Source organism: Rugamonas rivuli, from assembly GCF_009380165.1.
Classification (GTDB): Bacteria; Pseudomonadota; Gammaproteobacteria; order Burkholderiales; family Burkholderiaceae_D; genus Rugamonas; species Rugamonas rivuli.
Genome location: NZ_WHUF01000002.1, coordinates 63697 through 87494, shown reverse-complemented (window position 1 = coordinate 87494; position 23798 = coordinate 63697). Strand labels below are relative to the sequence as shown.

The 23798-nt window shown below is 64.8% G+C and carries 21 protein-coding genes; 11 read left to right on the top strand and 10 right to left on the bottom strand.

What is annotated here, in order from left to right:
• Window positions 1–67: 67 nt before the first annotated feature.
• From GEV01_RS05555 to GEV01_RS05520, 8 genes are all read left to right on the top strand, one after another.
• Window positions 68–2470, top strand: a complete 2403-nt coding sequence (locus tag GEV01_RS05555) for a TonB-dependent receptor plug domain-containing protein (protein ID WP_152802472.1) — start codon at window positions 68–70, stop codon at window positions 2468–2470.
• A gap of 161 nt (window positions 2471–2631) precedes the next feature.
• Window positions 2632–3072, top strand: coding sequence for a DUF2844 domain-containing protein (locus GEV01_RS05550; RefSeq protein ID WP_235914254.1), 441 nt, complete (start codon window positions 2632–2634; stop codon window positions 3070–3072).
• 10 nt (window positions 3073–3082) lie between these two features.
• Complete coding sequence (locus GEV01_RS05545; RefSeq protein WP_152802468.1) at window positions 3083–4816, top strand: DUF3443 domain-containing protein; 1734 nt, start codon at window positions 3083–3085, stop codon at window positions 4814–4816.
• An 87-nt stretch (window positions 4817–4903) separates the two neighbouring features.
• The gene (locus GEV01_RS05540; RefSeq protein ID WP_152802466.1) at window positions 4904–7000 is read left to right on the top strand and encodes a bifunctional 2',3'-cyclic-nucleotide 2'-phosphodiesterase/3'-nucleotidase; all 2097 of its coding nucleotides are present in this window, start codon (window positions 4904–4906) and stop codon (window positions 6998–7000) included.
• A gap of 68 nt (window positions 7001–7068) precedes the next feature.
• A complete protein-coding gene (locus GEV01_RS05535) occupies window positions 7069–7812 on the top strand; it encodes a tetratricopeptide repeat protein (protein WP_152802465.1) in 744 nt (247 codons plus the stop codon).
• A 72-nt stretch (window positions 7813–7884) separates the two neighbouring features.
• Window positions 7885–8169, top strand: a complete 285-nt coding sequence (locus GEV01_RS05530; protein WP_152802462.1) for a hypothetical protein — start codon at window positions 7885–7887, stop codon at window positions 8167–8169.
• Between the two features lie 7 nt (window positions 8170–8176).
• The gene (locus tag GEV01_RS05525) at window positions 8177–8467 is read left to right on the top strand and encodes a type II toxin-antitoxin system RelE/ParE family toxin (protein ID WP_152802460.1); all 291 of its coding nucleotides are present in this window, start codon (window positions 8177–8179) and stop codon (window positions 8465–8467) included.
• Between the two features lie 81 nt (window positions 8468–8548).
• Entirely contained in the window at window positions 8549–9055 is a 507-nt protein-coding gene (locus GEV01_RS05520) for a hemerythrin domain-containing protein (RefSeq protein WP_152802458.1), read from the top strand.
• Here GEV01_RS05520 and GEV01_RS05515 read toward each other — a convergent pair.
• The 6 genes from GEV01_RS05515 to GEV01_RS05490 form a co-directional block, all read right to left on the bottom strand.
• Window positions 9052–10725, bottom strand: a complete 1674-nt coding sequence (locus tag GEV01_RS05515) for a phospholipase D-like domain-containing protein (protein WP_152802456.1) — start codon at window positions 10723–10725, stop codon at window positions 9052–9054. The two genes, GEV01_RS05520 and GEV01_RS05515, sit on opposite strands and share 4 nt — an antisense overlap.
• A 122-nt stretch (window positions 10726–10847) precedes the next feature.
• The gene (gene coaD, locus GEV01_RS05510) at window positions 10848–11996 is read right to left on the bottom strand and encodes a pantetheine-phosphate adenylyltransferase (RefSeq protein WP_152802454.1); all 1149 of its coding nucleotides are present in this window, start codon (window positions 11994–11996) and stop codon (window positions 10848–10850) included.
• Between the two features lie 32 nt (window positions 11997–12028).
• Window positions 12029–13417, bottom strand: a complete 1389-nt coding sequence (locus GEV01_RS05505; protein WP_152802452.1) for an ATP-binding protein — start codon at window positions 13415–13417, stop codon at window positions 12029–12031.
• Window positions 13414–14073: a response regulator gene (locus GEV01_RS05500; RefSeq protein ID WP_008451216.1), complete on the bottom strand. Its 660-nt coding sequence runs from the start codon at window positions 14071–14073 to the stop codon at window positions 13414–13416. Before GEV01_RS05500 ends, GEV01_RS05505 begins: the two co-directional genes overlap by 4 nt.
• 46 nt (window positions 14074–14119) lie before the next feature.
• Window positions 14120–15619 (bottom strand): DegQ family serine endoprotease, encoded by a 1500-nt coding sequence (locus GEV01_RS05495; protein ID WP_152802450.1) that lies wholly within the window; start codon window positions 15617–15619, stop codon window positions 14120–14122.
• A 156-nt stretch (window positions 15620–15775) separates the two neighbouring features.
• Complete coding sequence (locus GEV01_RS05490) at window positions 15776–16234, bottom strand: Hsp20 family protein (RefSeq protein ID WP_008451218.1); 459 nt, start codon at window positions 16232–16234, stop codon at window positions 15776–15778.
• A gap of 251 nt (window positions 16235–16485) precedes the next feature.
• On the opposite strand from GEV01_RS05490, the gene GEV01_RS05485 reads away from it, so the two are divergent.
• The 3 genes from GEV01_RS05485 to GEV01_RS05475 are packed head-to-tail and all read left to right on the top strand — an operon-like array spanning window position 16486 to window position 19755.
• Window positions 16486–18366 (top strand): M61 family metallopeptidase, encoded by a 1881-nt coding sequence (locus GEV01_RS05485; protein WP_152802448.1) that lies wholly within the window; start codon window positions 16486–16488, stop codon window positions 18364–18366.
• Between the two features lie 60 nt (window positions 18367–18426).
• The gene (locus GEV01_RS05480; RefSeq protein WP_152802446.1) at window positions 18427–19353 is read left to right on the top strand and encodes a sensor domain-containing diguanylate cyclase; all 927 of its coding nucleotides are present in this window, start codon (window positions 18427–18429) and stop codon (window positions 19351–19353) included.
• A gap of 54 nt (window positions 19354–19407) precedes the next feature.
• Window positions 19408–19755 (top strand): hypothetical protein, encoded by a 348-nt coding sequence (locus GEV01_RS05475; protein ID WP_070361027.1) that lies wholly within the window; start codon window positions 19408–19410, stop codon window positions 19753–19755.
• Window positions 19756–19763: 8 nt separating this feature from the next.
• Here the strand turns inward: GEV01_RS05475 and GEV01_RS05470 are convergent, their stop codons facing one another.
• From GEV01_RS05470 to imuA, 4 genes are all read right to left on the bottom strand, one after another.
• Window positions 19764–20768, bottom strand: a complete 1005-nt coding sequence (locus tag GEV01_RS05470) for a thioredoxin fold domain-containing protein (RefSeq protein WP_152802444.1) — start codon at window positions 20766–20768, stop codon at window positions 19764–19766.
• Window positions 20769–20838: 70 nt separating this feature from the next.
• Window positions 20839–21594: an alpha/beta hydrolase family protein gene (locus GEV01_RS05465; RefSeq protein WP_152802442.1), complete on the bottom strand. Its 756-nt coding sequence runs from the start codon at window positions 21592–21594 to the stop codon at window positions 20839–20841.
• A 31-nt stretch (window positions 21595–21625) separates the two neighbouring features.
• Window positions 21626–23104, bottom strand: coding sequence for a Y-family DNA polymerase (locus tag GEV01_RS05460; RefSeq protein WP_152802439.1), 1479 nt, complete (start codon window positions 23102–23104; stop codon window positions 21626–21628).
• Complete coding sequence (gene imuA / locus GEV01_RS05455; RefSeq protein ID WP_152802437.1) at window positions 23034–23744, bottom strand: translesion DNA synthesis-associated protein ImuA; 711 nt, start codon at window positions 23742–23744, stop codon at window positions 23034–23036. The genes GEV01_RS05460 and imuA overlap by 71 nt, the downstream gene beginning before the upstream one ends.
• Between the last annotated feature and the right edge of the window lie 54 nt (window positions 23745–23798).

The following is a 23798-nucleotide window of genomic DNA, read 5'->3' as shown; positions in this document are numbered from 1 at the left end:
ATTGTCAGAAAAATCATTTCCTTATGAACTATTTGACTAGAATCAGATTTTTCACGGGAGAGAAAACTTGTTCGCCACCACGCCTTTACGTCATGCCGTACTGCTCAGCCTGTACGGCGCAGCAGCCCTGAGCTTCGCCCCCTCCGCCTTCGCGCAGACCGCCCCCGAAGCCAAGCAGGAAACCCAGATACAGTCGGTCAGCGTGGTCGGTTCGCGCCGCGCGACCACGTCATCCACCGACACCGTCGTGCCGGTCGATATCATCCCGATGAGCAAGAGCACAGAACAAGGCGGCCAGTTCGACCTGGCACAAACGCTGACCTATATCTCGCCATCGTTCAACTCGACCCGCCAGAGCGGCTCCGACGGCGCCGACCTGGTCGACTCCGCCGCGCTGCGCGGCCTCGGCTCCGACCAGACCCTGGTGCTGGTCAACGGCAAGCGCCGCCACACCACCGCCCTGGTCAACCTGTTCGGCGCCCGCAACCGCGGCAACACCGGCACCGACATGAACACCATTCCGCTGCTGGCGATCAAGGACGTGCAGGTGCTGCGCGACGGCGCCGCCGCCCAGTACGGCTCGGACGCCATCGCCGGCGTGATCGACATCGGCCTGAAAAAGAGCAAGGGCTGCGAAGCCATCGCCGGCTTCAGCGAATACTCCAAGCGCGACGGCAAGAACTACCTGACCTCGGCCTACTGCGGCTTCGAGATCGGCAGCGGCGGCGTGCTCGGCATCACCGGCGAGTACCTGGACCGTGGCCGCTCCAACCGCGCCGACGCCGGCAACCCGCGCATCATCGGCGACACCAAGACCAAGAACCAGTCGCTGTACCTGAACGGCGAACTGCCGACCACCGGCACCGGCAAGCTCTACTTCACCGCCGGCGCCCAGACCCGCGATGCATCGAGCGCCGCGTTCGCGCGCGGCGGCGTCGGTTCCGACGACATCCCGAGCCGCAACTCGGCCGCCATGTACCCGAACGGCTTCGTGCCGTTCATCAACGCCGACATCGACGACCGTTATGCGACCGTCGGCCATCGCGGCACGGTAGGCGACTGGAATATGGACGTGTCGCAGACCTACGGCTACAACAAGATGAAGTACAACATCAGCCACACGATCAACGCATCGATCGCCAACAAGGATCTGCTGAGCGGCGGCAAGGGCATCAGCCCGGACCGCTTCGACGCCGGCGGTTTCTCGTTCCAGCAGCTGACCACCAACCTCGACCTGAACCACTACTACGACGGCCTCATTGGTGACGGCCTGAACGTCGCCTTCGGCGGCGAGTACCGCAGCGAGAACTACAAGATCTTCGCCGGCGAACCGGGCTCGTACAACGACGTCGACGGCATCGGCTTCGGCGGCAACGCCGGCAGCCAGGGCTTCCCCGGCTTCCAGCCGGGCGACCAGGTCAACGCCAAGCGCCACAGCACCGCCGCCTACCTCGACCTGGAAGCTGACCTGAGCAAGACCGTCAAGCTGCAGGGCGCGGTGCGCTACGAGAAGTTCAGCGACTTCGGCTCGACCGTCACCGGCAAGCTGGCCGGCAGCCTGCGCGTGGCCGACAGCGTGCTGCTGCGCGGCTCGGCCAGTACCGGCTTCCGCGCGCCGTCGCTGCAGCAGGTGTATTTCTCGTCCACCTTCACCGACTTCATCGGCGGCGTGGCCACCGACGTGGTGCTGGCGCCGAACGGTGGCGCCGTCGCCAACGAGGCCGGCATTCCGAAGCTGAAGGAAGAGAAATCGACCAGCTTCACGCTGGGCTCGACCTGGACGCCGAACGCCGCCGTCTCCGTCACCGCCGACCTGTACAACATCAAGATCAAGGACCGCATCGTGCTGTCCGGCCGCTTCAATGCCGACACCTATCCAGCCCTGGCCGAGCGCCTGGCCAAGCTGGGCGTGGGCGAAGCGCAGTTCTTCGTCAACTCGGTCGACACCAAGACCCAGGGCCTGGACCTGACCGCGTCGCACAAGACCAACTTCGGTCCCAACAAGCTGACCACCTTCCTGGCGCTCAACGTCAGCAAGACGGAAGTGACCGGCATCCATGCGCCGGCATCGCTGAAAGGCTTCGAGGACGTGCTACTGTCGGAGAAGGAGCGCCTGTACATCGAGCAAGGCGCGCCGCGTTCGAAGGCCACGCTGGGCTTCGACTACGTGACTGGCCCGTGGGAAAGCGATCTGAAGATCATCCACTTCGGTCCGCAAACGCTGGGCACCTTCGACGGTACGGCAGCCGGCGTGCCTAACCAGCACTACGAGTCGAAGACCTCGGCCGACCTGAGCTTCACCTACACCATCAACAAAAACATGAAGTTCACCTTCGGCGGCAACAACATCTTCAACGTCAAGCCGACCACGCAGAACCCGGACCAGACCGACAACGGTTTCAAGTATGAAAGCGTGCAGTTCGGCCTGAACGGCGCGTCCTACTTCGGCCGCCTGTACGTCAAGTTCTAAGCTTGCTGCGGTGAGCATCGACGGCGCCTGCGGGCGCCGTTTTCGTTTCCGCCGGCGCGTAACGTTTGCTTACATCTCGCTAACGCCATCCAACCCGATGCCGTTCTACACTGCCTGCATCTTAGGCACAGGAGCGGGCTATGCGCCGGGCATTCTTACTCATGTTGTTACTCTCCCTGCTGCAAGGCGCGCTCGCCTATGCGGCGCTGGGCAGTTCCCCGTCCAACTTCGGCACGGCGCCCGTCCGCCAGGGCGCGCGCGCGCTGGCTACGGCCGGCGCCGGCGGCACGGCGGTCTACACCGTCAGCCAGAGCACGCTCGACAGCGGCACCGTGGTGCGCGAATACATGAACGCCGAGGGCGTGGTGTTCGCCGTCAGCTGGAACGGCCCCGCCCTGCCCGACCTGCGCACCCTGCTGGGCGACAAGTTCGCGGTGCTGACCAGCACCGCCGCCAAGCGTCCCAAGGCCGGCCATTCGCAACTGGCGGTCGAGCAGCAGGACGTGGTGATCGTCTCCGGCGGCCACATGCGCGCCTATGCAGGCCATGCGTGGATACCGGGCACGCTGCCGGCCGGCTTCGACACCAGCGTCATCGAATAGGGAGCCGCGCATGCCAACGTCCCTTGCCTCCGGCCGTCTGCGGCATCGCGCCGGCGCGGCGCTGCTGGCCTTGTTGCTCAGCGCCTGCGGCGGCGGCGGCGGCGACAGCAGCACCGCCGCCAGCACCGCCACCACGCAAGCAGCCGCCGCCGTCACGCCGGTGGTCAGCATCAGCGCCACGCCGACCGCCACCACCGTCGGCCAGGTCGTCACGCTGAGCTGGAGCGTCAGCAATCCCAGCACCAACGGCTGCACAGCGTCCGGCGCCTGGAGCGGCGCGCTGGACAACAGCGGCACGCAGACCGTCACGGCGGGCGCGGCCGGCACCGCCTACTACACCGTCACTTGCAGCGGCGTCAGCAAGACCACCAGCGTGGTCGTCAGCACGCCGCCGCCCTCGCCCAGCGTCAACCTCACGCTGGCGCCGGCCAGCATCACCACGGCGCAGAGTTCGGTGCTGAGCTGGTCGTCGGCCAACGCCGGCAGTTGCACCGCCAGCGGCGCGTGGAGCGGCGCCAAGGCGACATCGGGCTCGGTCAACATCGTGCCCAACGCGGCCGGCAACTTTGTCTACAACCTGTCCTGCAGCGGCGACGGCGGCAACGTCAATGCCAGCGCCGCGCTGAGCGTGACCGCGCCGCTGAGCAACAGCACCGCCATCATCGTCGACAGCGGCCCGACCGGCGTCAACGGCGCGATCAACATCCCCTACGTCAGCGTGACGGTGTGCCGGCCCGGCACCAGCACCTGCCAGACCATCGACCACGTGCTGCTCGACACCGGCTCCTACGGCCTGCGTCTGCTGGCCCCGCTCGACGCGGCGTTGAAGCTGCCGGCCGTCGCCGCCCCGTCCGGCGCCGACGCCGGCGAGTGCAGCAAGTTCATCAGCGGCTACACCTGGGGCGCGGTGCGCCAGGCCGACGTGCGCATGGCCGATGAACAGGCGGCCGGCATTTCCATCCAGGTCATCGGCGACGGCGGCGCCAACTACGCGGCCACGCCGTCCAGCTGCAGCAGCGCCGGCAACAACCTCGGCACGCTGGCGGCCATGGGCGCCAAGGGCATACTCGGCGTCGGCCTGTTCAAGCAGGATTGCGGCGACAGCTGCGCCAGGTCGGCGGTCGGCGGCGCCTACTACGCCTGCACCGCCAACGGCTGCACGGCCAGCAGCATGCCGCTGGCGTCGCAGGTCAGCAACCCGGTGGCCTCGTTCGCGGCCAACAACAACGGCGTGCTGGTGGTGCTGCCCGCCGTCGGCACGGCCGGCCTGAGCTCGGTGAGCGGCACGCTGATCTTCGGCGTCAACACGCAGGCCAACAACGCTATCGCCGGCGAAACGCTGTTCAAGACCAACAGCAGCGGCGACTTCAGCACCACCTACAAGGGCAAGAACTACGCGTCCAGCTTCATCGACAGCGGCTCCAACGGCTACTTCTTCAGCGACAGCACGATACGCACCTGCTCGGGCGGCGACTTCTACTGCCCCGCAGCCACGCTGTCGCTCAGCGCCGTCAACGCCGCCGCCGACGGCAGCGCCAGCGGCGCCGTCAACTTCAGCGTCGCCAACCTGGTGCAACTGGCATCCACCATCTCGGCGGCGCAGGTCGGCGGCACGGTGGGCGCGGCCACCGGCGCCGGCAGCTATTTCGACTGGGGACTGCCCTTCTTCTACGGCCGCCGCGTGTTCGTGGTGATGGAGGGCGCCACCGTCAACGGCAAGCCAGGACCGCTCTGGGCTTACTAGTACGTAATAGTTTGTGTTTTGTCACGGCCATGTCATCTGCGTTGGGTACAGTCGCCACCTTGAATTTTCTTAATCTTTGAGGTCTCGATGAAACTAAATCTGGTGATGTTGGCTGCGATGACGGCAGCCGGTCTGGTCGGTTGCGGCGGCGATTACACGCCTCCTCCGGCGATCCCGGAAGGCACGACAGTCACCCTGGCGTTGATGGAAACCACCGACATCCACGCCAACGTGATGAGCTACAACTACTACTCGCTGGCCGAAGACACCAGCCTGGGCCTGGAGCGCACTTCGACCCTGGTCAACGCCGCCCGCACCGAGAATCCGAACAACGTGCTGCTGGACGACGGCGACGTCATCCAGGGCACCCTGCTGGGCGACCTGCAAGCCGCGACCAAGCCGATCGCCTGCACCGACACCCTGGCCGTGCATAAAGCCATGAACGCCATGAAGTACGACGGCGGCGGCTTCGGCAACCACGAGTTCAACTACGGCCTGCCGCTGCTGAGCCAGATCACCAATACCGACTTCGGCATTCCCGGCGTCGCCAAGCCGACCGGCACCTGCGGTGCGCCATCCTTCCCGCTGGTGCTAACCAACGTCACCGGCGTGGCCAGCAACAAGCCCATCGTCCAGCCGTACACCCTGCTGCCGCGCACCTTCTCGGCCACCAAGCCGGACGGCAGCAAGCTCGACGTCAAGATGAACATCGGCATCATGAGCTTCGTGCCGCCGCAGATCCTGGACTGGGACCAGAAAAACCTGGCCGGCAAAGTCGCCGTGACCGGCGTGCAGGAAGCGGCCAAGCAGTACGTGCCCGAGATGCGCAGCAAGGGCGCCGACCTGGTGGTGGCGCTGTCGCACGGCGGCCTGGACCCAAGCGCCTACAGCCCGAAAATGGAAAACGGCAGCTATCACCTGACCAGCACCGGCATCGACGCGCTGCTGATCGGCCACTCGCACCTGATCTTCCCGAAAGGTAAAGAGACCGGCGCGGCGGCACTGGATCCATCGTTCGCCGCCTTCCCGGCCAGCGCCAAGATCGACGCCGTCAACGGCTTCGTCAACGGCGTGCCGACCGTGATGGCGCAGAGCTGGGGCCGTCGCCTGGGCATCATCAAGATGACGCTGGTCTTCACCGGCGGCAAGTGGGTGGTGCAGCAGGATAAGACCAGCGTGGAATCGCGCGGCTTCAAGTACACCGACGGCGCCACCATCGTCAAGGCCGACCCGGCCATCGCGCCCATCGTCGCCACCGAGCACGCGGCCACCATCGCCTACGCCAAGCAGCCGCTGGGCGTGACCACGGACTTCGAGATGTCGGCCTACTTCGCGCTGGTCGGCGACGTCAGCGCAATCCAGCTGGTCAACCAGGCGCAGCTGGACTACGTGAAGAAATTCATCGCCGCCAGCACCGATGCGACCATCTCCAGCTACAAGAACATTCCGGTGATCTCGTGCAGCGCGCCGTTCAAGGCGGGCCGCAATGGTGCTTCGGACTTCACCGACGTCGCGCCGGGCGCCAGCGCTGCCGCACCAATCGGCCTGCAAGTGCGCAATCCGGGCGACCTCTACCTGTACAGCAACAACAACCTGCAGGCAGTGAAGATCAAGGGTTCCGACCTGAAGGCCTGGCTGGAAACGGCGGCCAAGCAGTTCGGCCAGATCGATCCGGCCAAAACCACCGAGCAGGACCTGGTACCGTCGTACGGCACGATCTACAACTACGACGTGTTCTACGCCGAGAACAATGCGCTGACCTATCAGATCGACGTGACCAAGCCGGTGGGCAGCCGCATCGTCAACCTGACCTACCTGGGCAAGGCAGTGGCCGACGGTGACGACTTCATCGTCGCCACCAACGACTACCGCGCGGGCGGCGGCGGCGCCGTGCCTGGCATCGACGGCAGCAAGACCATCATCAAGTCGCCGGACGCCAACCAGACCGTGGTCAGCAACTACCTGACGGCGCAAGGCGCGGCCAGCGGCAAGGTCACGCTGGCGGCCAACGGCAGCGCGCGCAGCTGGAGCTTCGTCAAGGTGGCGACGGCTGGTCCGGTGATACTGCGTTCGGCGCCTGGCCATCTGGCATTGGCGAAGAGCAGCGGCATCACCGCCGTCACGGCTGAAGGCGCGACGGATGCGAACGGCTTCGCCAAGTACGCGGTGGATCTGAGCAAGTAAGTCTGAGCAAAAAAAGCGTGGTGCGCGGGGCCGGTGACGCCGGCTCCGCTTATCGTGAGGTCCATATCATGCAAGTTAAAAATTATCCTGCTGTCGCGCTGATCGCCGTGCTGGCCGGCGTGTTCCTGTTCGGCTGCCAGCTGCAGCAGGAAAAGCCGACCTCGGCGCAAATCGAAACCGTGGGCATGAGAGCCATGCAGCAGGCCGACGCCAGCGCCGAGCGCAAGCTGATGTCGTGGTCGGCGCAGCAGATGCCGGTGGCGCAGCGTGAGCTGGCGTTGCTGTATCAAACCCGTCCCGACCAGCGGGCCGATGCGCTCAAGCTGTTCGAGCAGGCCGCGCGCGGCGGCGACGTCGATGCCGCCTTCCAGTTGGGCGAGATGTTGCGGGTGGGCGTGGTGGGCGTGAAGGCGGCGCCGGCAGCGGCCGCGCCTTGGTACGCGATGGCGGCCGGGCAGCGCCATGCCAAGGCTGCGCTGGTGCTGGGCATGCTGTACAAAAACGGCGACGGCGTCGCGCGCGACGACGCACAGGCCGCGCACTGGCTGAACGCCGCCAGCGAGTTGGGCAATCCGCATGCGATGTTCCTGCTGTCGAACATCTACCAGGAAGGCCGGGGCGTGGCGCAAGACACGGCGCGCGCCCGCCACCTGCTGGAAGAAGCCGCCGAGCACGAATATCCGCCGGCGATCCAGGAACTGGCGATGACGGTACAACTGGGCGACGCCCTGAGTCCCAAAGACGAACGCCGCGCCGGCTACCTGCTCAAGGAAGCCGCCGAACACCGCCACAACAACTGGAATCGCTTTTGACGCGCATTTGATGGCGTCGTAAATCCGGCGGGCCCGCAGTGCTAGAATCGACCATCACTGCGGGAGAATGTCATGCCAAAACTCACCATTGAATTGCCAACCGCACTCAGTCGAAGTCTCAATGCCCTAACGGACAACGACAAAATCAAAGCGCAGGAATTTATCCTGGAGTCGATAGCGGAAAAGATTGCCCAGCTCATGGGAAAAGAAAAAATCCACTCGATCGCCGATGAAAGATTCGAGAAATTCCTGAAGGACAAGCGCTCAATTTCCTGGGAAGAGGCCAGCGACTACCTGAAGCGACGAGCTGCTGGCGAAACCCCTCCACCACCGACGCCTAAGAACTTCACTCCCTGATCAGATCATGGCACGCCTGGAACTGATGCCAGAAGCGATCGACGATCTCGATCGCATTCTGAATTTTCTAGTTCAAAACAAAACGCCAAACGCATCAACCAAGATTCAGGAAATCCAGCAATCGATCAATGTTCTGAAACTTACCCCATTGATCGGCCATTCCATCCGCGACGGCAAACGGGAACTCTTCATTGGCAAGCGAAGACATGGCTATGTCGTTATTTACAGGTACTTTGCCGATATCGACACGGTGTTTGTTCTTGCAATACAGAGCCAGCGACAACAACGGCAGCGTTGAGCAGCGCACAGACCTTCATTAGTCGCGCTCCTAGACTGGGTAAGCAGTATCCCCCTATCATTCGCCACGCAAGGAGCCGACATGAGAACCACCGCCCGTCCGCAGGACAAAATCCCCAAGCCTATCCCGACCGAAACCGATGTCCAGGATGCGATCACGTTGCTGACGGAAGACCATGAGCACGTCAAGTCGCTGTTCGAACAATACGAAGAACTGGGCGACCGCGCGCACGTCAGCAAACAAAAACTGGCTTTGCAGATCTGCACCGAACTGACCAAGCACGCCACCGCCGAAGAGGAAATCTTCTACCCCGCCGTGCGCGCCGCCACCAAGGATGACGACATGCTCGACGAAGCCGTCGTCGAGCATGCCTCTGCCAAGGACCTGATCGCACAAATCATTTCGATGGAGCCCACCGGCGATCTGTACGATGCCAAAGTCAAGGTCCTATCCGAGCTGATCGACCATCACGTCAAGGAAGAAGAAACCGAGATGTTCCCCAAGGCCCGCAAGGCCAAGCTGGACCTCGATGCGCTCGGCGCCCAGGTCGCCGCCCGCAAGGAACAGATCGAACTGCCTCCGCACTAGGCCTGGCTCATCCAGAACGCCAGCTCCTTGGCGCGGTTGCCGCTCTTCCAGCCCGTCAGCGGCTGGAAGATGGATTTCGGATCGCCGCCGTTCGACAGGAAGGCCCGCCACGCGAAGTGGTCGTACACGCCTTCGATATGCACCGCATACGCCTGCGCCAGCGCCTTGTCGCCGCGGATGATGACCAGGTTCTCATCGTTCTTGCTCGACGCCGCCGGCGAAAAGTTGTGCGATCCCGTCACCACCATGCAGTCGTCGGAGAACGGATCGATGACTATCGTCTTCGAATGGATGATCGCGTTCAAGCCCGCATTCAGGTACATGCTGCGCTGGAATTCCTCCAGCGCCCAGGCCGGCAGATTGGCCGGCGGTACGCCGTCCGGCTTCAGCACTTCGTTATGGAAGCGATTGAGGTCGGCGCCGTTGGCGATCACCTGCGCGTTGTGCTCGGTGACGACGCCCTTCTCGCTCTGCGTCACCGCCGACACCACGCCGCGGATGTAGGGCGCATCCGTCTCGGTCACGCGCGCCAGCAGCGCCTGCAGCAGCGGCGACTGCCCCGGCATGAACATCAAGAACAGCGCGCCCTGCTTGGCGTTGGCGATCGCCTCCAGCACCGGCGCAAATTCCGCCTGCGCCTTGGTGGCGGCGAAGAAGGTCGTCACCTTGCCGTCGTCCGTGGGACGGCCGTTGGCAACGCGCAGCGCGTCGGGCATGTCGTCGCCCACTTCGGCCAGCTTGCGCCATTGCTGATAGAAGCGATTGGCGGTGACGGGACGCTCGACCACCAGCACATTGTTCAACTGCGTGCACAAGCCGGTGGTGGTCCAGTTGGTGCTGCCGGTCAGTACGCGCTGCGCCTGGCCGCCTGCGGGTTCCACCTCGACCACGAACTTGTTGTGCACGCTGGGGCTGGACGCGCCCTTGTGCGACAGGTCGCGATGCTTGACGATGACGCCGGCCGCCTCCAGCTCATGCGCGGTGTCGTCGAAGGTGGAGGTGCCGTTGCCCAGCAGCAGATGGCAGCGTTCGCCGAACGCCTTGAGGCCGGCGATCAGCTCGGGATCGTTCAGCTCATACAGCGCGGCGTAGATGTGGTTGCCGCGACGGTCGGCATTGGCCATGAAGTCCAGCAGCGCATGACGGGCCTGCCCCGCCAGGTAGCGGCGCCCCGGATAGCCCGGCTCGGCCAGCTGCGCCTTCAGGGCCTTCAGCGATTTGATGCTGACTTCACCGCCAACCAGCCGCGTCACCACCTGCGACATGATGGTGCCGCGGTTGAAGTAGGCGGCCACGCCTTCCGACGACGCGTCCGCCGCCCGCGGCGCCACCCAGTCCGAAGCTTCGGCCTCGCGCAGCACGAAGCCGCCGGCGCCGTTCGCGCCGGCCGTCATCGGCGTCACCCGGTAGGCGGCCTTGCCGGCCTGTTCGACGTCGTGGTCCATCCACATGCAGCGGCGTATCGGCGAGTCGGTGGAGGCGATGCCGCCGGCCGGCACGGCCGTTCCCGCCGAGCTGGCCGGGATGCGGTTGTTGAGTACTTTGATATTGCCGGTCAGCAAATCCTTGCGTTCCAGGCGGAAGCCGACGATGTCATCGCTCCAGGGCTCTGGCGTCCAGGCCAGCAGGGCATCATCGGAATTGGCGATCACTTGAAGATGAGCAGGCATAACTCCTCCGGTGAGAAAGTTTGCGGAAAGTCAATGCACTATAGTTCGTAATATGCATCGAATCTACACACTTTATCACCGCGGATACCGCGCACCTATGACGGTGGCCCCGTGATTTTTTTTCACGCAGCGGCCAGCCGCTCCATCTCCCGCTGCATATTGTCGATGGCGCGCTCGTTGTACTGGTCGGCGAAATAGGCGTTGCCGAACAGTTGGCCGGCCTCGGCCTTGCGGCATAGATGGGCCAGCGCGCCGCCGCGCTGCCGGCGGTACTCCGGGTCCGGCAGATGGATGTATTCCTGCCGGATCGCGCGCGCATAGTTCTGGTAGACCTCGTCGTCCTGCCCGAGGATGGCGAGGTCGACGCTGAGCAGCGTGTCCTTCAGGCGGTGGCTGATCGAAGCTTCCTGGAAGTGGTCGGTGGCGCGTATCAGCTCGGCCGCGTCGCCCATCTCCTGTCCCAGGTGGCTGCCCAGCCACAGCTGGGCGCTGGCTTCCTCGTTGGTCAGCGCGCCCGGATCGCCGCCGTGGCCGTACTCGGCGTCATGGAACCAGAACGCTTGCTTGACGATGTCCACGTCCGCCGGATCGGGACCGGTGTTGGCCGCCCACACGCGGATCTCGCACAGGCCGTGCACCAGGTGGTCGAGGTTGTGATAGTGCCGCGCCGGGCCGCCGTAGGCCGAGGCGCCGGTCAGCTGCGCGAACCATTGATCGGCATGGGCGATGGCGGTGGCGTCGCGGTGGGCGTAGTCCCACAGCGTTTCCCACTCCTTGCGCAGCCAGCTCAGCACCCAGGCGTGGTAGGCCGGGCCGGGCACGAATTTCTTCATGATCCAGTTCCAGCCGATCGGCCCTTCCAGCGCCTTGACGAAGCTGGAGCTGACCGAGCCGAGGTCGCGCGGCGGCATGACGAAGATGGTCTTGGCGCCCTGCAGCACGTCGACGTTGGTTTGCTGTATCAGGTTTTCATAGTCGAAATCGGCAGTGGTGCGGATGCCGCGTATCAGGCAGTGCACGCCCTGCTTCTTGGCGGCGCGCGCCGTGTAGTCACCCTTGACGATGACCACCTGCACATTGTCCCAGCCCTGCTCGGCGCAGCTGAGGGCGATGATGTTCTTGCGCTCCTCGGCCGAAAACTTGGGCTTCTTGGCCGGGTTTTCGGACAGGAACACCACCACCTCGTCCGCCAGCGAACGGGCTTCGTTCATCACCCACATATGCCCGTTGGTGATCGGGTCCAGGGTGCCCGAAAAGCCGATTTTCCTCATACGCCACTCCAACGCCATGTCAAAGTTGCATTTTAGACTGGAGTGGCCCTTGCAGTCTCAGGAAAATCGAGTTTGATCAGCAGCCCGCCCAGGCGCTCGGACTGGCCCAGGGTCAGCGCGGCGCCGTGGCGTTCGGCGATGGATTTGATGATCGCCAGCCCCAGCCCGCTACCGCCGGCCGAGCTGCCCGGCACGCGGTAGAAGCGGCTGAACACGCGCTCGCGCTCTTCCGGCGGGATGCCGGGGCCGGAATCCTCGACGCAGAGGATGACGCGGCCCGGCGCGGCCTTGGTCGCGCCCGCAACACGGCGCAGGTCGATATCGACGGTGCCGCCGGCCGGCGTGTACTTGATGGCGTTGTCGACCAGGTTGCGCAGCAGGATGATCAACGCATCGGGCTGGCCATCCACGGCGGCTTCGTCGGCATGATGCAGGCCCAGGTCGATCTGGCGGGCTTGCGCCAGGCCGGCCATGTCGCCTAGCGTGCGCTTGACCAGGTCGCTGATCGGCACCGGCTCCAGCTTGACGTCGTTGACCGAGCCTTCCTGCCGCGCCAGCACCAGCAACTGTTCGACCAGCCGCGTGGCGCGCTCGATGCCGGCCGTGACGCGGCCGATGGCGACGCTGCGCGCGGCCTCGTCCTGCGCCCGTTCCAGGCTCAGCACCTGCAACTTCAGCGCCGCCAGCGGCGAGCGCAGTTCGTGGGCGGCGTCGGCGACGAAGTGCTGCTGGGCGTCGAACGCCGTGCGCACGCGGCCGAACAGCAGGTTCAGCTCGTGCACCAGCGGCAGCACTTCATCGGGCAAATCGTTTTCCGACACCGGCGACAGATCGTCCGCCTGACGCGCCGCCACCTGCCGCTTGACGCGCGACACCGGCGCCAGCGAACCGCTGACCACCCACCACACCACCAGCATCAGCACCGGCGCCATGACGGCGATCGGGCCGACCGTGCGCAGCGCCAGCGTGCCCGCCATGCGCTGGCGCACCGCCATGTCCTGCGCCACCTGCACCGTCTGGTTACTGGTCTGGACGGAGAAGATGCGGTAGGTGGTGTTGTTGGCCTTGACGTTGGAGAAGCCCAGCACGGCCCGCTGCGGCAGCGCCGCGCGCGACAGCGAACGGAACACTTGCGCGCCGTCCGGCGTCCATACCTGCACCACCAGGTCGTCGTTTTCGGGATCGGCCGCCGTGTCGGCCGCCTTGTTGGTCAGCGTGGCGCTGGAGCGCAGCGACATCGCCATCTGCTGCATGTGGTAGTCGAAGATCTGGTCGGCGTCGCTGAGCGCGCTGCGGTAGGCGATCATCGCCTGCGCGATGGCCGCCATCGTGATGGCGGCCAGCAGGAACCACAGCAAACGTCCGCGCAGCGAGTGCGTTACCACGGGCACCCGTGGCAGCGACGGCATCTTCACCTTCATAGTTTGGGCACCATGTATCCCAGGCCGCGCACGTTTTGGATCAGTTCCGCGCCCAGCTTCTTGCGCAGGCCGTGGATGTAGACTTCAACCGCGTTGCTGTTGACTTCATCCTTCCAGCTGTACAGCTTTTCCTCCAGCTGATGCCGCGACAGCACGATGCCCGGCCGAGCGATCAGCGCTTCCAGCACCGCCCATTCCCGCGCCGACAGGTTGACCTGCTTGCCTTCGGCGATCACTTCGCGGGTTTGCGGATTGACCGTCACGCCGCCGTGTTCGAAGATCGGCTCGGCGCGGCCGGCCGAACGGCGCAGCAAGGCGCGGATGCGCGCCAGCAGTTCGTCGAGGTCGTAGGGTTTGAGCACGTAGTCGTCGGCGCCGGCGTCCAGGCCGGCGATGCGCTGTTCCTTGGCGTCGCGCGCGGTGGCGACCAGCACAGGAGTCAGCTCCTTGCGCGCGCGCATCGAGCGCAGCACGTCGAGGCCGTCTTTGCGCGGCAGGCCCAGGTCCAGCAGCACCAGGTCGTAGGTCTGGGTTTGCAGCGCGGTGTCGGCCATGTCGCCGTCCTTGACCCAGTCGACCGCGTAGTGCTCGGCCCTCAGCAGGTCGAGCACTACCTCGCCGATCATCGTGTCGTCTTCTACCAGCAGAAGTCGCATATTGTTTCCTTTCTGTTTTTGTGTTGCGTTCTGCCGGCGTTCCGGCTTAGCCCAGTCGCACCGGGATAAAGATTTTATCGTCGCCGCGCTGTATCAGCAATGCCACCGACTTGCCGGACTTGTCGACCACCTCGCGCACCTGCTCGATGGTGTTGACCGGACGGCCGTTCACCGACAGCAGCACATCGCCCGGCTGCACGCCGGCATTGGCCGCCGCGCCGCGCGCATCCTCGATCAGCAAGCCGTTCGGAATGCCGGACTGGCGCTTCTCGATGCTTTCCAGCGGACGCAGCGACAAGCCCAGCTTCAGCTTGGCGCTGGCCTGGTCGGGGCGCTCGCCATCGGCCGCCGCGACCTTGTCGTTGGCGTTGCCCAGCGTGGCTTTCAGCGATTCCAGCTTGCCCTGGCGCCAGACTTCTATCGTCACTTTATCACCTGGCGTGGCCAGGCTCACCATTGCCGGCAAATCGCCGGAGCTGACGATCTTGGCGCCGTTGAGCGTGCGGATCACATCGCCCGGTTTCAGACCTGCCTTGTCGCCGGGGCCGCCCTTCTCGACATTGGACACCAGCGCGCCCTCAGGCGTGGCCAGGTTGAAGGAATCGGCGAAGCCCTGGTTGATCTCCTGCACCGTCACGCCCAGCTTGGCGTGCGTGACCTTGCCCGTCGAAACGATCTGGTCCTTGATCTTGCCGGCCACCTCGATCGGGATCGCGAATGACAAGCCCTGGTAGCCGCCGGTCTGGCTGTAGATCTGCGAGTTGATGCCGACCACCTCGCCGCGCGTGTTGAACAGCGGGCCGCCCGAGTTGCCGGGATTGACGGCGACGTCGGTCTGGATGAACGGCACATTCCCGTCCGGCAGCGAGCGGCCCTTGGCGCTGACCACGCCGGCGGTCACGGTGTTGTCGAGGCCGTATGGCGAGCCGATGGCCAGCACCCACTCGCCCACTTTCAGGTCGTTGCCCTTGGCCAGCGGTACCACCGGCAGGTTCTTGGCGTCGATCTTCAGCACGGCCACATCGCTTTTCGGATCGGAGCCCAGCACCTTGGCGCGGAACTCGCGGCGGTCGGTCAGCTTGACCACCACTTCGCTGGCGTCGCGCACCACGTGGGCGTTGGTCAGGATGATGCCGTCGGCGCTGATGATGAAGCCCGAGCCCAGGCCGTGGGTCGGCACGCTGCGCTGGCCGCCGCGCTGCTGCGGGCCCTGGAAGCGGCGGAAGAATTCATAGAACGGATCGTCGGCAAACGGATCTGCGCGGCCGGCCTGTTCGCCGCCGTCGTAGGCGGTCTTGGTGCTGCCGGTGACGCTGATGTTGACCACGGCCGGGCCGTTATGTTCGGCGATCACGCTGAAGTCGGGCAGCGCGATGGTCGGCGCAGGCACGGCGACGGGCGTACCCGCTTGCGGCGCGGCGGCCTGGGCCACGGCGGGGGCGGCGGCAACGGCGGTTCCCTGTTGAACGGCGACGGCGCCGCCCACGCCTATCACGCCCAGCACGGCCACGGCAAGGGCTGCACGTTTGAGAGTCGATACGGACATAGCTGCACTCCTGAATGAATGAGGTTTGTAGATGTATCCAATATGAGGGTAAAAACTTAGACCCGTCTTAACTATACAATTGCTTACAAGCGGGGTGAAGTTTACGCAAAACTGGCCGGATATACCGGCCAGTCAGGACTACTCAGTCAGGCCGGATCAGGCGGCTTGGCGCTGCTCCAGGGCGGTGACGTTCTCGCCGCCGCCGATGACGATCTTGCGCGGCTTGAGCGCTTCAGGCACTTCGCGCACCAGCTCGATGCTGAGCATGCCGTTGTCGAAGCTGGCGCCGGTCACCTTGACATGGTTGGCCAGCTGGAAGCGCTGCTCGAAATCGCGGGCCGCGATGCCGCGGTGCAGATAGGTGCGCTCGGTGGCATCCTTCTGCTTGCGGCCAACCACGTGCAGCGAATCGCGTTCGAAGGTGATGTCGATTTCCGAACGGTCGAAGCCGGCCAGCGCCATCACGATGCGGTATTGGTCGTCCGAGACCAGCTCGATGTTGTACGGTGGGTAGCTAGGGGTGGCATCGCCGCGCTGGGCGTCGTTCAGCAGTTGTGCCAGACGATCGAAGCCGATGGCGGAGCGATACAGTGGGGTCAGGTCGAAGTTGCGCATGGTAGATATCCTTTTCAAGTTAAGCGATATGGGCGGGGAAGATTCCCCTCGGTGGTCCCCATCTGGGCAACCACTGAGTCCGATATAGGATGGTTTCCGGGGCTTTCAAGGCCTTGAAAAACGGCCACAAGATCCCCAGAGCCGCAAATTTTTTTGAAAATATTTACGCTGCACTGCGCCATGCCTTTGCCAGATTTGCAAGTTACCCCCGTGCTACACTCTTCTTCTTGTCCATCCCATTTATCGACCACATGTCTATATCTCGTGCCGCCCTCGCCGTCCTGATGGCTACCGCCTTCAGCGCCCAGGCAGAAGCCATCTCCGAACAGCCTTACCCAGGCACCATCGTCTTGAAAGTGGACGCCACCAACACGGCGCAACAAATCTTCCGCGTGCGCGAGAGCATCCCCGCCAAGCCGGGCAAGCTGACGCTGCTGTATCCGCAGTGGATACCGGCCAACCACGGCCCGAGCGGCGCGCTGAACCAGTTCGCCGGCCTCAAGGTCAGCGCCAACGGCAAGCCGCTGGAATGGAAGCGCGACACCGTCAACGTTTACGCCTTCCATATCGAGGTGCCGAAGGATGCATCGTCGGTGGAGGTGGAATTCCAGTACCTGTCGCCGGTGGAAGCCAACCAGGGCCGCACCACGATCACCAACGACATCCTCGGCGTGCAATGGCAATCGCTGACGCTGTACCCGGCCGGCTACAACAGCCGCCGCATCACCATGCAGCCCAACCTGACCGTGCCGGCCGGCTGGCAATACGGCACCGCGCTGGAGACCGCCACGCGCAACGGCGACGAGATCGCCTTCAAGCCGCTGGACCTGGAAGCGATGATGGATTCGCCGCTGTTCGCCGGCCGCCACTTCCGCCGCATCGACCTCGACCCGGGCGCGAAAGTGCCGGTGCACCTGAACGTGGTGGCCGACACGGCCGAGCAGCTGGAAGCGACGCCGGAACAGATCGCCCCGCACCGCGCCATGGTGCAGCAGGCCTACAAGCTGTTCAACTCGCAGCACTACCAGCACTACGACTTCCTGTTCGCCATCAGCGACGAGTTCGGCGGCATAGGCCGCGAGCATCACCAGTCGAGCGAGAACGGCGTCAAGCTGGGCTACTTCAGCGAGTGGGCCAAGCACGAGGCGCGGCGCGAACTGCTGCCGCATGAATTCACGCACTCGTGGAACGGCAAGTTCCGCCGCCCGGCCGACCAGAACGTCCCCAACTTCAACACCCCGCTGCAGAACTCGCTGCTGTGGGTGTACGAAGGCCAGACCCAGTACTGGGGCGCGGTGATCGCCGCCCGTTCCGGACTGATCAAGACCGAGCACACGCGCGACCTGCTGGCCGCCACCGCCGCCCGCTACGACAACACCCGCGGCCGCGAATGGCGCGCGGTGCAGGACACCACCAACGATCCGATCGTCAACGCCCGCCGTCCGCAAGGCTGGAACAACTGGCAGCGCGCCGAGGACTACTACTCGGAAGGCGAGTTGATCTGGCTGGACGCCGACACCCTGATACGCGAAAAATCCGGCGACAAGCGCTCGCTGAACGACTTCGCCCGCAACTTCTTCGGCGTCGACGACGGCGTCAACGTCGCCAAGCACTACACGTTTGACGATGTGGTGAAGGCGCTCAACGCCATCCAGCCTTACGACTGGGCCAGCTTCCTGCGCACCCGCCTCGACGGCCACGGCCCAGGCGCTCCGCTGGACGGCCTGGCGCGCGCCGGCTGGAAACTGGTCTACACCGACAAGCCGACCGACTTCATGAAGGCCCAGGAAGAACAAAGCAAGTCGGCCAACTTCCAGTACTCGCTGGGCTTCTCGGTGGGTGCGGAAGGCAAGCTGGAAGCCTTCCAGTGGGAAGGCCTGGGCTTCAAGGCCGGCCTGTCGGGCGGCAGCACGCTGCTGGCCGTCAACGGCCGCGCCTACAAGGCCGAAGTGCTGCGCGCCGCCGTCACCGCGGCCAAGACCGGCAAGGAACCGATCAGCCTGTTGGTCAAGAAGGGCAATCTGTACCAGACCTACGCGCTCGACTACCACGGCGGCCTGAAGTATCCGCGCCTGGAACGCATCGAAGGCACGCCGGACCGCCTTGAGGCAATTCTGCAACCGCTGAAGTAATTGTCGTACCGTTGGGGGCCGGCCAGTTGTGCCGGCGCCCCATCAGGTTATACTGGCCCCATGCCAGATCGGAACGACACCCATCCTCCACCGCGCACCGAGCTAGAAGAGTTGCGCGCGTCCGACCGCATATTCCGCGCCCTGCTCGACAATGCCTCCGTCCTGATCTCGACTAAGGATTTGCAAGGCAATGTCACGATGGCCAACCGCCACTTCGAGATCCTCGATGGCTACGATGCCGAAAGCTTCGTCGGCTCCAATGTGTTTGAATTATTCCCGCGCGAAATCGCCGAACAGCTGTGGCGCAACGACCGCATGGCCGCGCTGGAAAAGCGCGCCATCCACGAGGAAGAATCGGTCTACCACCGCGACAAGACGCTGCACACCTACATGACCGTGAAGTTCCCGCTGCTCGACGACGACGGCGAGGTCTATGCCACCTGCGCCTTCTCCACCGACATCACCGAAGCCAAGGCCGCGCAGGTCGACAGCGTCACCGACGAGCTGACCGGGCTGAAGAACCGCCGCTATTTCAACATCCGCTTCGGCGAAGAACAAAAGCGCGCCCAACGCGACCGCCGCCTGCTGACCTTGCTGCTGATCGACGTCGACCGCTTCAAGGAATACAACGACCACTACGGCCATCCGCAAGGCGACCACGTGCTCAAGGCCGTTGCCGACGCCATGCACAAGACGCTGCACCGGCCGGGCGACCTGTGCTTCCGCATCGGCGGCGACGAGTTCGCCTGCCTGTTCGCCAGCAACAGCAGCAATGAAAGCGAGGCGCTGGCCGAACAGATACGCGCCAACGTGGAAGCGCGCCGCATCCCGCACCAGGCCAATACGCCCGGCGGTCATGTGACGCTGTCGCTGGGGCTGACCTTCATACAGCCGGACGCGACGCTGAGCCAGGACCAGATCTACGAACTGGGCGACCAGGCGCTGTACCGGGCCAAGCACAAGGGCCGCAACGCCGTCTCGCGCTAGGCCCGGCCAGCCCGGGCGCTTCGGCGAACGGATGATTTGGTGTATGCTAATCGTATGAACAAAGACACCGACATCCAACTCAGCGGCCCCTTCAAGGCCACCGACGGCTCCGGCCGTGCCCATGACGCCAAGGCGATCCGTATCTTCGACGAAGGTTACGGCGCGATCGACGTGTATGTGGACTTTAGCGCTTCGATCAGCGGCCTGCACAAGGACAAATCGCTGATCGACGCCGTGGTCGCGCAACTGCGCACCGTCGGCTACAAGGGCCCGGCCCTGACCGCCGGCGACTCCGTCCTGCAGGAAAGCAAACTGCTGGTGCTGGAAGCGCCGGACGAATTCAACACCTTCGCCGCCGGCAAGGGTTGGAAAGACCTCGCCGAAGAATTCGACGACGAGTAACTCCGGCCTTAGTTAAACAGCTTCTTCAACGCATCCTTCACATCGATCTTGATTTTCTTCGACTGCTGCGCGCCCGGCTGCGCAGCGGTCTGCTGTGCGTCGTCGCCATTCTGCGATGACGGCACATCGGCCGCCGCCACCAGCCACTGCGGCTGCTTGGCCGCCGCCAGCTTGGGCAAGCCATCGCTGCCGAAAGCCTTGTTCATGTAAGCGAAGTCCATATTGATCTCGTTGTTCAGGATCGAACCATCCTCGCGCAAGATGCTCGGCGTACCGTGGATGCGGGCGCCCAGGCCGGCCAGGATGCGCTTCAGGTTCAGTCCGGTTTGTTCGGCGGTTTTCGGATCGAACTCGCAAGTGCGGCCAGGCGCCACGTCCAGCGTACTCCAGTATTTCTTCCAGGCGGCGGCGCCATTCTCGGCGCACCAGAGGCGCGACGCGGTCTGCCATTTCGCCACGCCCGCGCCCTTGAGCTCCTGCAGCGACGACGGCAAAACGTAGAAGGTGGTGTTCACACCGCGTCCATTTTTGCTGAGCTCCTGCTCGAAGCGCTGGCAAAAGCCGCAATCGACGGCGGAGAACAGCACCTGCTTGCGGCCGCCACCGTCGCCATAAGTGACCTTGATCAGCTTGTCGTACTCGATGGCGCCCATCACCTCCTGCCGCAGATCGTTCAACTCTTCGCTGTTCATCTTGCGCGGCGGAGTGCCGTTGGTGGTGAATACCTGAAAGCCTTGCGCGTCGCCGTAGATCGTGCCCGCTTCATTGATGATGCCAACAAAGGCGCCCTTGTTATCGTTCAGCACGTACATGCCGCGCACCAGGGTTGGCACGGCACGGCTGTCGTTTTCCGTGATGCCCAGGCTCCTGTTGGCGCGCGCCACGTTGGTCAGCAGGTTGTGGGTTGCGCTGCGGCCATCTGCTTGCGCCGGCGGCGCCAGCATCGCGCCGGCCATGCCCACCACGGCGCCGAGTGCGCGCCACTGTCCGAAGCTCTGTTTGAATACGTTCATCGCTAACCTTTCCTGATTTGCCGGCGCAGCCAGGCATTAAACAAAAGAAAATATTATATAACAATGTTATTCAGATATATCGATCGCTCCAGGCCGCGATCAGGTTCGCCACGTAGACGGCGTCGTCGCGATCGGTCAGCAAATGGTCCGCGCTGTCGAGCGAGATGAAGCTCTTCGGATGCTTGGCGGCGGTGAAAATCTCCATCGCGTTGCTGATGCCCACCGTGTCATCGCCCGGCGCGTGCATCACCAGCAAGGCCCGCTTCAGGGCCGCGATTTTCACCTTCAAATTGTGCGCGCCCGCATCCTCGACAAATTGCTGCTTGATGCGGAAAGGCCGGCCCGCCAGCTGCACCTGCGCCTCGCCGGTGCGGGCGATTTCATCGAGGTGCTGGCTGAACATGCCGGTCACTTGGCCGGGGTCGCTCGGCGCGGCCAGCGTCACCACCGCCTTCACTTCCGGCACCTGGGCCGCGACCGCCAGCACCGCCGCACCGCCGAGGCTGTGGCCGATCAGCAGGCTGGGCGCCATGCGGCTTCCGCGCAGATAGTCGGCCGCCGCCAGCAGGTCCGCCAGGTTGGACGAGAAATTGGTGTTGGCGAATTCGCCCTCGCTGGCGCCCAGGCCGGTGAAGTCGAAACGCAGCACGGCAAAGCCATGCTCGGTCAGGGCCTGGGCGATGCGGCTGGCGGCAAACACGTCCTTGCCGCAGGTGAAGCAATGGGCAAACAAGGCATAGGCCTTGATCTCCCCCGTCGGCATATCGAGCCGGGCCGCCAGCTTCTGGCCGTCGGCGCCGGGGAATTCAAATCGTTCAGATCGCATGGTGCTTCCTGCTGTAAATGACAGCCTCCATTTAACCAAACAAACCGTGCAGATACCAGCGCGCCGACTGTTCGCCCTCGTGGCCGGTGCGCTCCCGGTACAGCCAGTAGTGGGCGAAATCCTCGCCCTCGGCCATGAAATAGTCGCGGGTTTGCATGGTGCTCCACCAGCCGGCCTCGATGCGCTCGCCGGTGGACATGATCTTCAGCGGCGAGCCGTAGAACGGCCGGTGGTCGCGCATCAGCAAGGGGATGGGCTTGGCCAGCAGCCAGGCAGGGCGCGGCAGGCTGGGCATGTCCGGCGGCAGCTGGGCGCGGGCGTCGGAGGGACGGATTTTTTCCTGCACGCTGACCCAGGCGTTGGCCTGCTCGGGGCGGTAGTCGGCGCGCGGCGCGGCCTGCAGCACGTTCTCCGGCCCCAGCCGCGCGGTCAGCACTTCCAGCAGGCGCTGCCAGTCCTCCTTGCTGCCGCCCGGCTCGGGGAACAGCGAGTCGCTCGGCGGCGCCATCGGCTGTACCTGCGGCGCCTCCAGGCACAGGCCGATCACCGGCGCATCCAGCACCTGCTTGGCCAGTCGTTCCTTGAGCAGGCGCACCAGATGCTCGTCGCGCCAGACCGGCTCGGCCAGCACGATGTCGATCACCGTCGGCGGGCCGGCCACCTTGCCGCGTTCATGCTCCAGCAGCAGGCGGATGCGCTCGACCGCGAACTGGTGCGCGCTGAGCCAGCCGGTCAGCTGTTGCAGCAGGCGGCGCGCGCCGAACAGCAAGGCCTCGGCGTTTTCCACGCGGTCGAACAACTCCAGTTTGGCGCGGAAGCTGGCCGGCGCCGCCAGCCATTGGTGCATCTCGGCCCGTTCGCCGTAGGCGTCGTCCAGCATGTCCAGCAAGGCCCGGCCGCAGCGGCGCTGCAAGCCGGGACGCGGTAGGCGGCGCATCTCGCCCAGCGTCAGGCACCCGATGCCCTCCAACCAGCTCAGGTAGGGCCGAGCCGGGGGCAGCAGGCTGCTGGGCAAGCGGTCCATGCGCCGCGCTAACGCCTCCATCGTCAAGGCCCGTCCGGCATTGCTACGGGCCAGCAACCAGGCTCCGCGCGCGGTGGCCGCGCAGCTGAGCACGGCGGTAAAACCCAGCGCCTCCATGCTGGCCGCCACTTGCCGGCACAGCGCGCGCACGCCGCCGAACAGGCGCAGGCTGGCGCCCACGTCGAGCAGCAGCGTGGCCTCCTCCGCCTGCGCCAGCTGCGGCGTGAATTGCAGCAGCGCCATCGCCACCGCGTGCTGGGCATCCGCCTCCAGTTGCAGCGCGCGCTGCTGGAACTGCGCTTGCGGTGCCAGCATCAGCGCGCCGCCGCGCCGCATGCACGCCTCTACCCCGGCCTGTTCCGCCAGCGTTGACATGGCCACCACCCGCTCCTGCTCCAGCACCACCGTACAGCGGTCATCCGACCAGCGCGGGCAGAACACTTCGAGCGGGAGCCGTGGCAGGTGTATTCCGATCCAGAGGCGCATGGCGTTGTAAGAGCGATGGGGTTAAGGGCAAGAACAAGGGGGCGTCGCGCTGCGGCCCTCGTCGTTTGACAAAGCCGATGTTGACGCCGCCCGGCGCGGTATGCAGCGACAGCCGCAACGGCGCGGGCGACGCATCCTGCGCGGCGGCCAGCGGCCGCAGCATGCAGAACAGCGTGTCCCCGCTTTGCGCCGCCAGATGCAGGCGTCGCAGCGTTTCGCCGCGCGCATGGTTTTGCCACAGCAGCAGCGCGCCGCAGCAGCCGCTGCGCAGCACTTGTTCCGCGGCCCACAAGGCGTCGCCGCTTTTGGCGCCGCTGCGTATCCAGATCAGCTGCGACGGTTCCAGCCCCAGGGCCGCCAGCGCCAGCGCCTGCGGCGCGTGCGGCGGTTGCAGCAGCGCGATGGGCCGCTTGCCCAGTCCCAGCAGCGCCGGCCGCAGCAGGCGCAGCTCGCCGATGCCGTGCTGCTGCACGAGCAGGTCGATCAGCACGCCCAACGGCCAGCCGCCGCCCGGCAGCTGCGCCGACAAGGCGGCAAAGCCGGTGTCGACGCAGCGGGTAGCGCTGTGCGCCAGCTGCGACGCCAGCCATAGCGATGGATGGACGGCTTCAGGCGCGGCAAGAGTAGCTGATCGGTTCATGATGTGGAACGGATTTTACCGCAAATACTGTATAAATACACAGTACTATTTGCA

Coding starts and splice junctions, on each gene's coding strand:
- GEV01_RS05540 (WP_152802466.1), top strand. CDS start 4,904: ATGAAACTAAATCTGGTGATGTTGGCTGCGATGACGGCAGCCGGTCTG.
- coaD (WP_152802454.1), bottom strand. CDS start 11,996: ATGAGGAAAATCGGCTTTTCGGGCACCCTGGACCCGATCACCAACGGG.
- GEV01_RS05525 (WP_152802460.1), top strand. CDS start 8,177: ATGGCACGCCTGGAACTGATGCCAGAAGCGATCGACGATCTCGATCGC.
- GEV01_RS05500 (WP_008451216.1), bottom strand. CDS start 14,073: ATGCGACTTCTGCTGGTAGAAGACGACACGATGATCGGCGAGGTAGTG.
- GEV01_RS05530 (WP_152802462.1), top strand. CDS start 7,885: ATGCCAAAACTCACCATTGAATTGCCAACCGCACTCAGTCGAAGTCTC.
- GEV01_RS05480 (WP_152802446.1), top strand. CDS start 18,427: ATGCCAGATCGGAACGACACCCATCCTCCACCGCGCACCGAGCTAGAA.
- GEV01_RS05535 (WP_152802465.1), top strand. CDS start 7,069: ATGCAAGTTAAAAATTATCCTGCTGTCGCGCTGATCGCCGTGCTGGCC.
- GEV01_RS05520 (WP_152802458.1), top strand. CDS start 8,549: ATGAGAACCACCGCCCGTCCGCAGGACAAAATCCCCAAGCCTATCCCG.
- GEV01_RS05470 (WP_152802444.1), bottom strand. CDS start 20,768: ATGAACGTATTCAAACAGAGCTTCGGACAGTGGCGCGCACTCGGCGCC.
- GEV01_RS05550 (WP_235914254.1), top strand. CDS start 2,632: ATGTTGTTACTCTCCCTGCTGCAAGGCGCGCTCGCCTATGCGGCGCTG.
- GEV01_RS05515 (WP_152802456.1), bottom strand. CDS start 10,725: ATGCCTGCTCATCTTCAAGTGATCGCCAATTCCGATGATGCCCTGCTG.
- imuA (WP_152802437.1), bottom strand. CDS start 23,744: ATGAACCGATCAGCTACTCTTGCCGCGCCTGAAGCCGTCCATCCATCG.
- GEV01_RS05495 (WP_152802450.1), bottom strand. CDS start 15,619: ATGTCCGTATCGACTCTCAAACGTGCAGCCCTTGCCGTGGCCGTGCTG.
- GEV01_RS05460 (WP_152802439.1), bottom strand. CDS start 23,104: ATGCGCCTCTGGATCGGAATACACCTGCCACGGCTCCCGCTCGAAGTG.
- GEV01_RS05545 (WP_152802468.1), top strand. CDS start 3,083: ATGCCAACGTCCCTTGCCTCCGGCCGTCTGCGGCATCGCGCCGGCGCG.
- GEV01_RS05465 (WP_152802442.1), bottom strand. CDS start 21,594: ATGCGATCTGAACGATTTGAATTCCCCGGCGCCGACGGCCAGAAGCTG.
- GEV01_RS05475 (WP_070361027.1), top strand. CDS start 19,408: ATGAACAAAGACACCGACATCCAACTCAGCGGCCCCTTCAAGGCCACC.
- GEV01_RS05485 (WP_152802448.1), top strand. CDS start 16,486: ATGTCTATATCTCGTGCCGCCCTCGCCGTCCTGATGGCTACCGCCTTC.
- GEV01_RS05505 (WP_152802452.1), bottom strand. CDS start 13,417: ATGAAGGTGAAGATGCCGTCGCTGCCACGGGTGCCCGTGGTAACGCAC.
- GEV01_RS05490 (WP_008451218.1), bottom strand. CDS start 16,234: ATGCGCAACTTCGACCTGACCCCACTGTATCGCTCCGCCATCGGCTTC.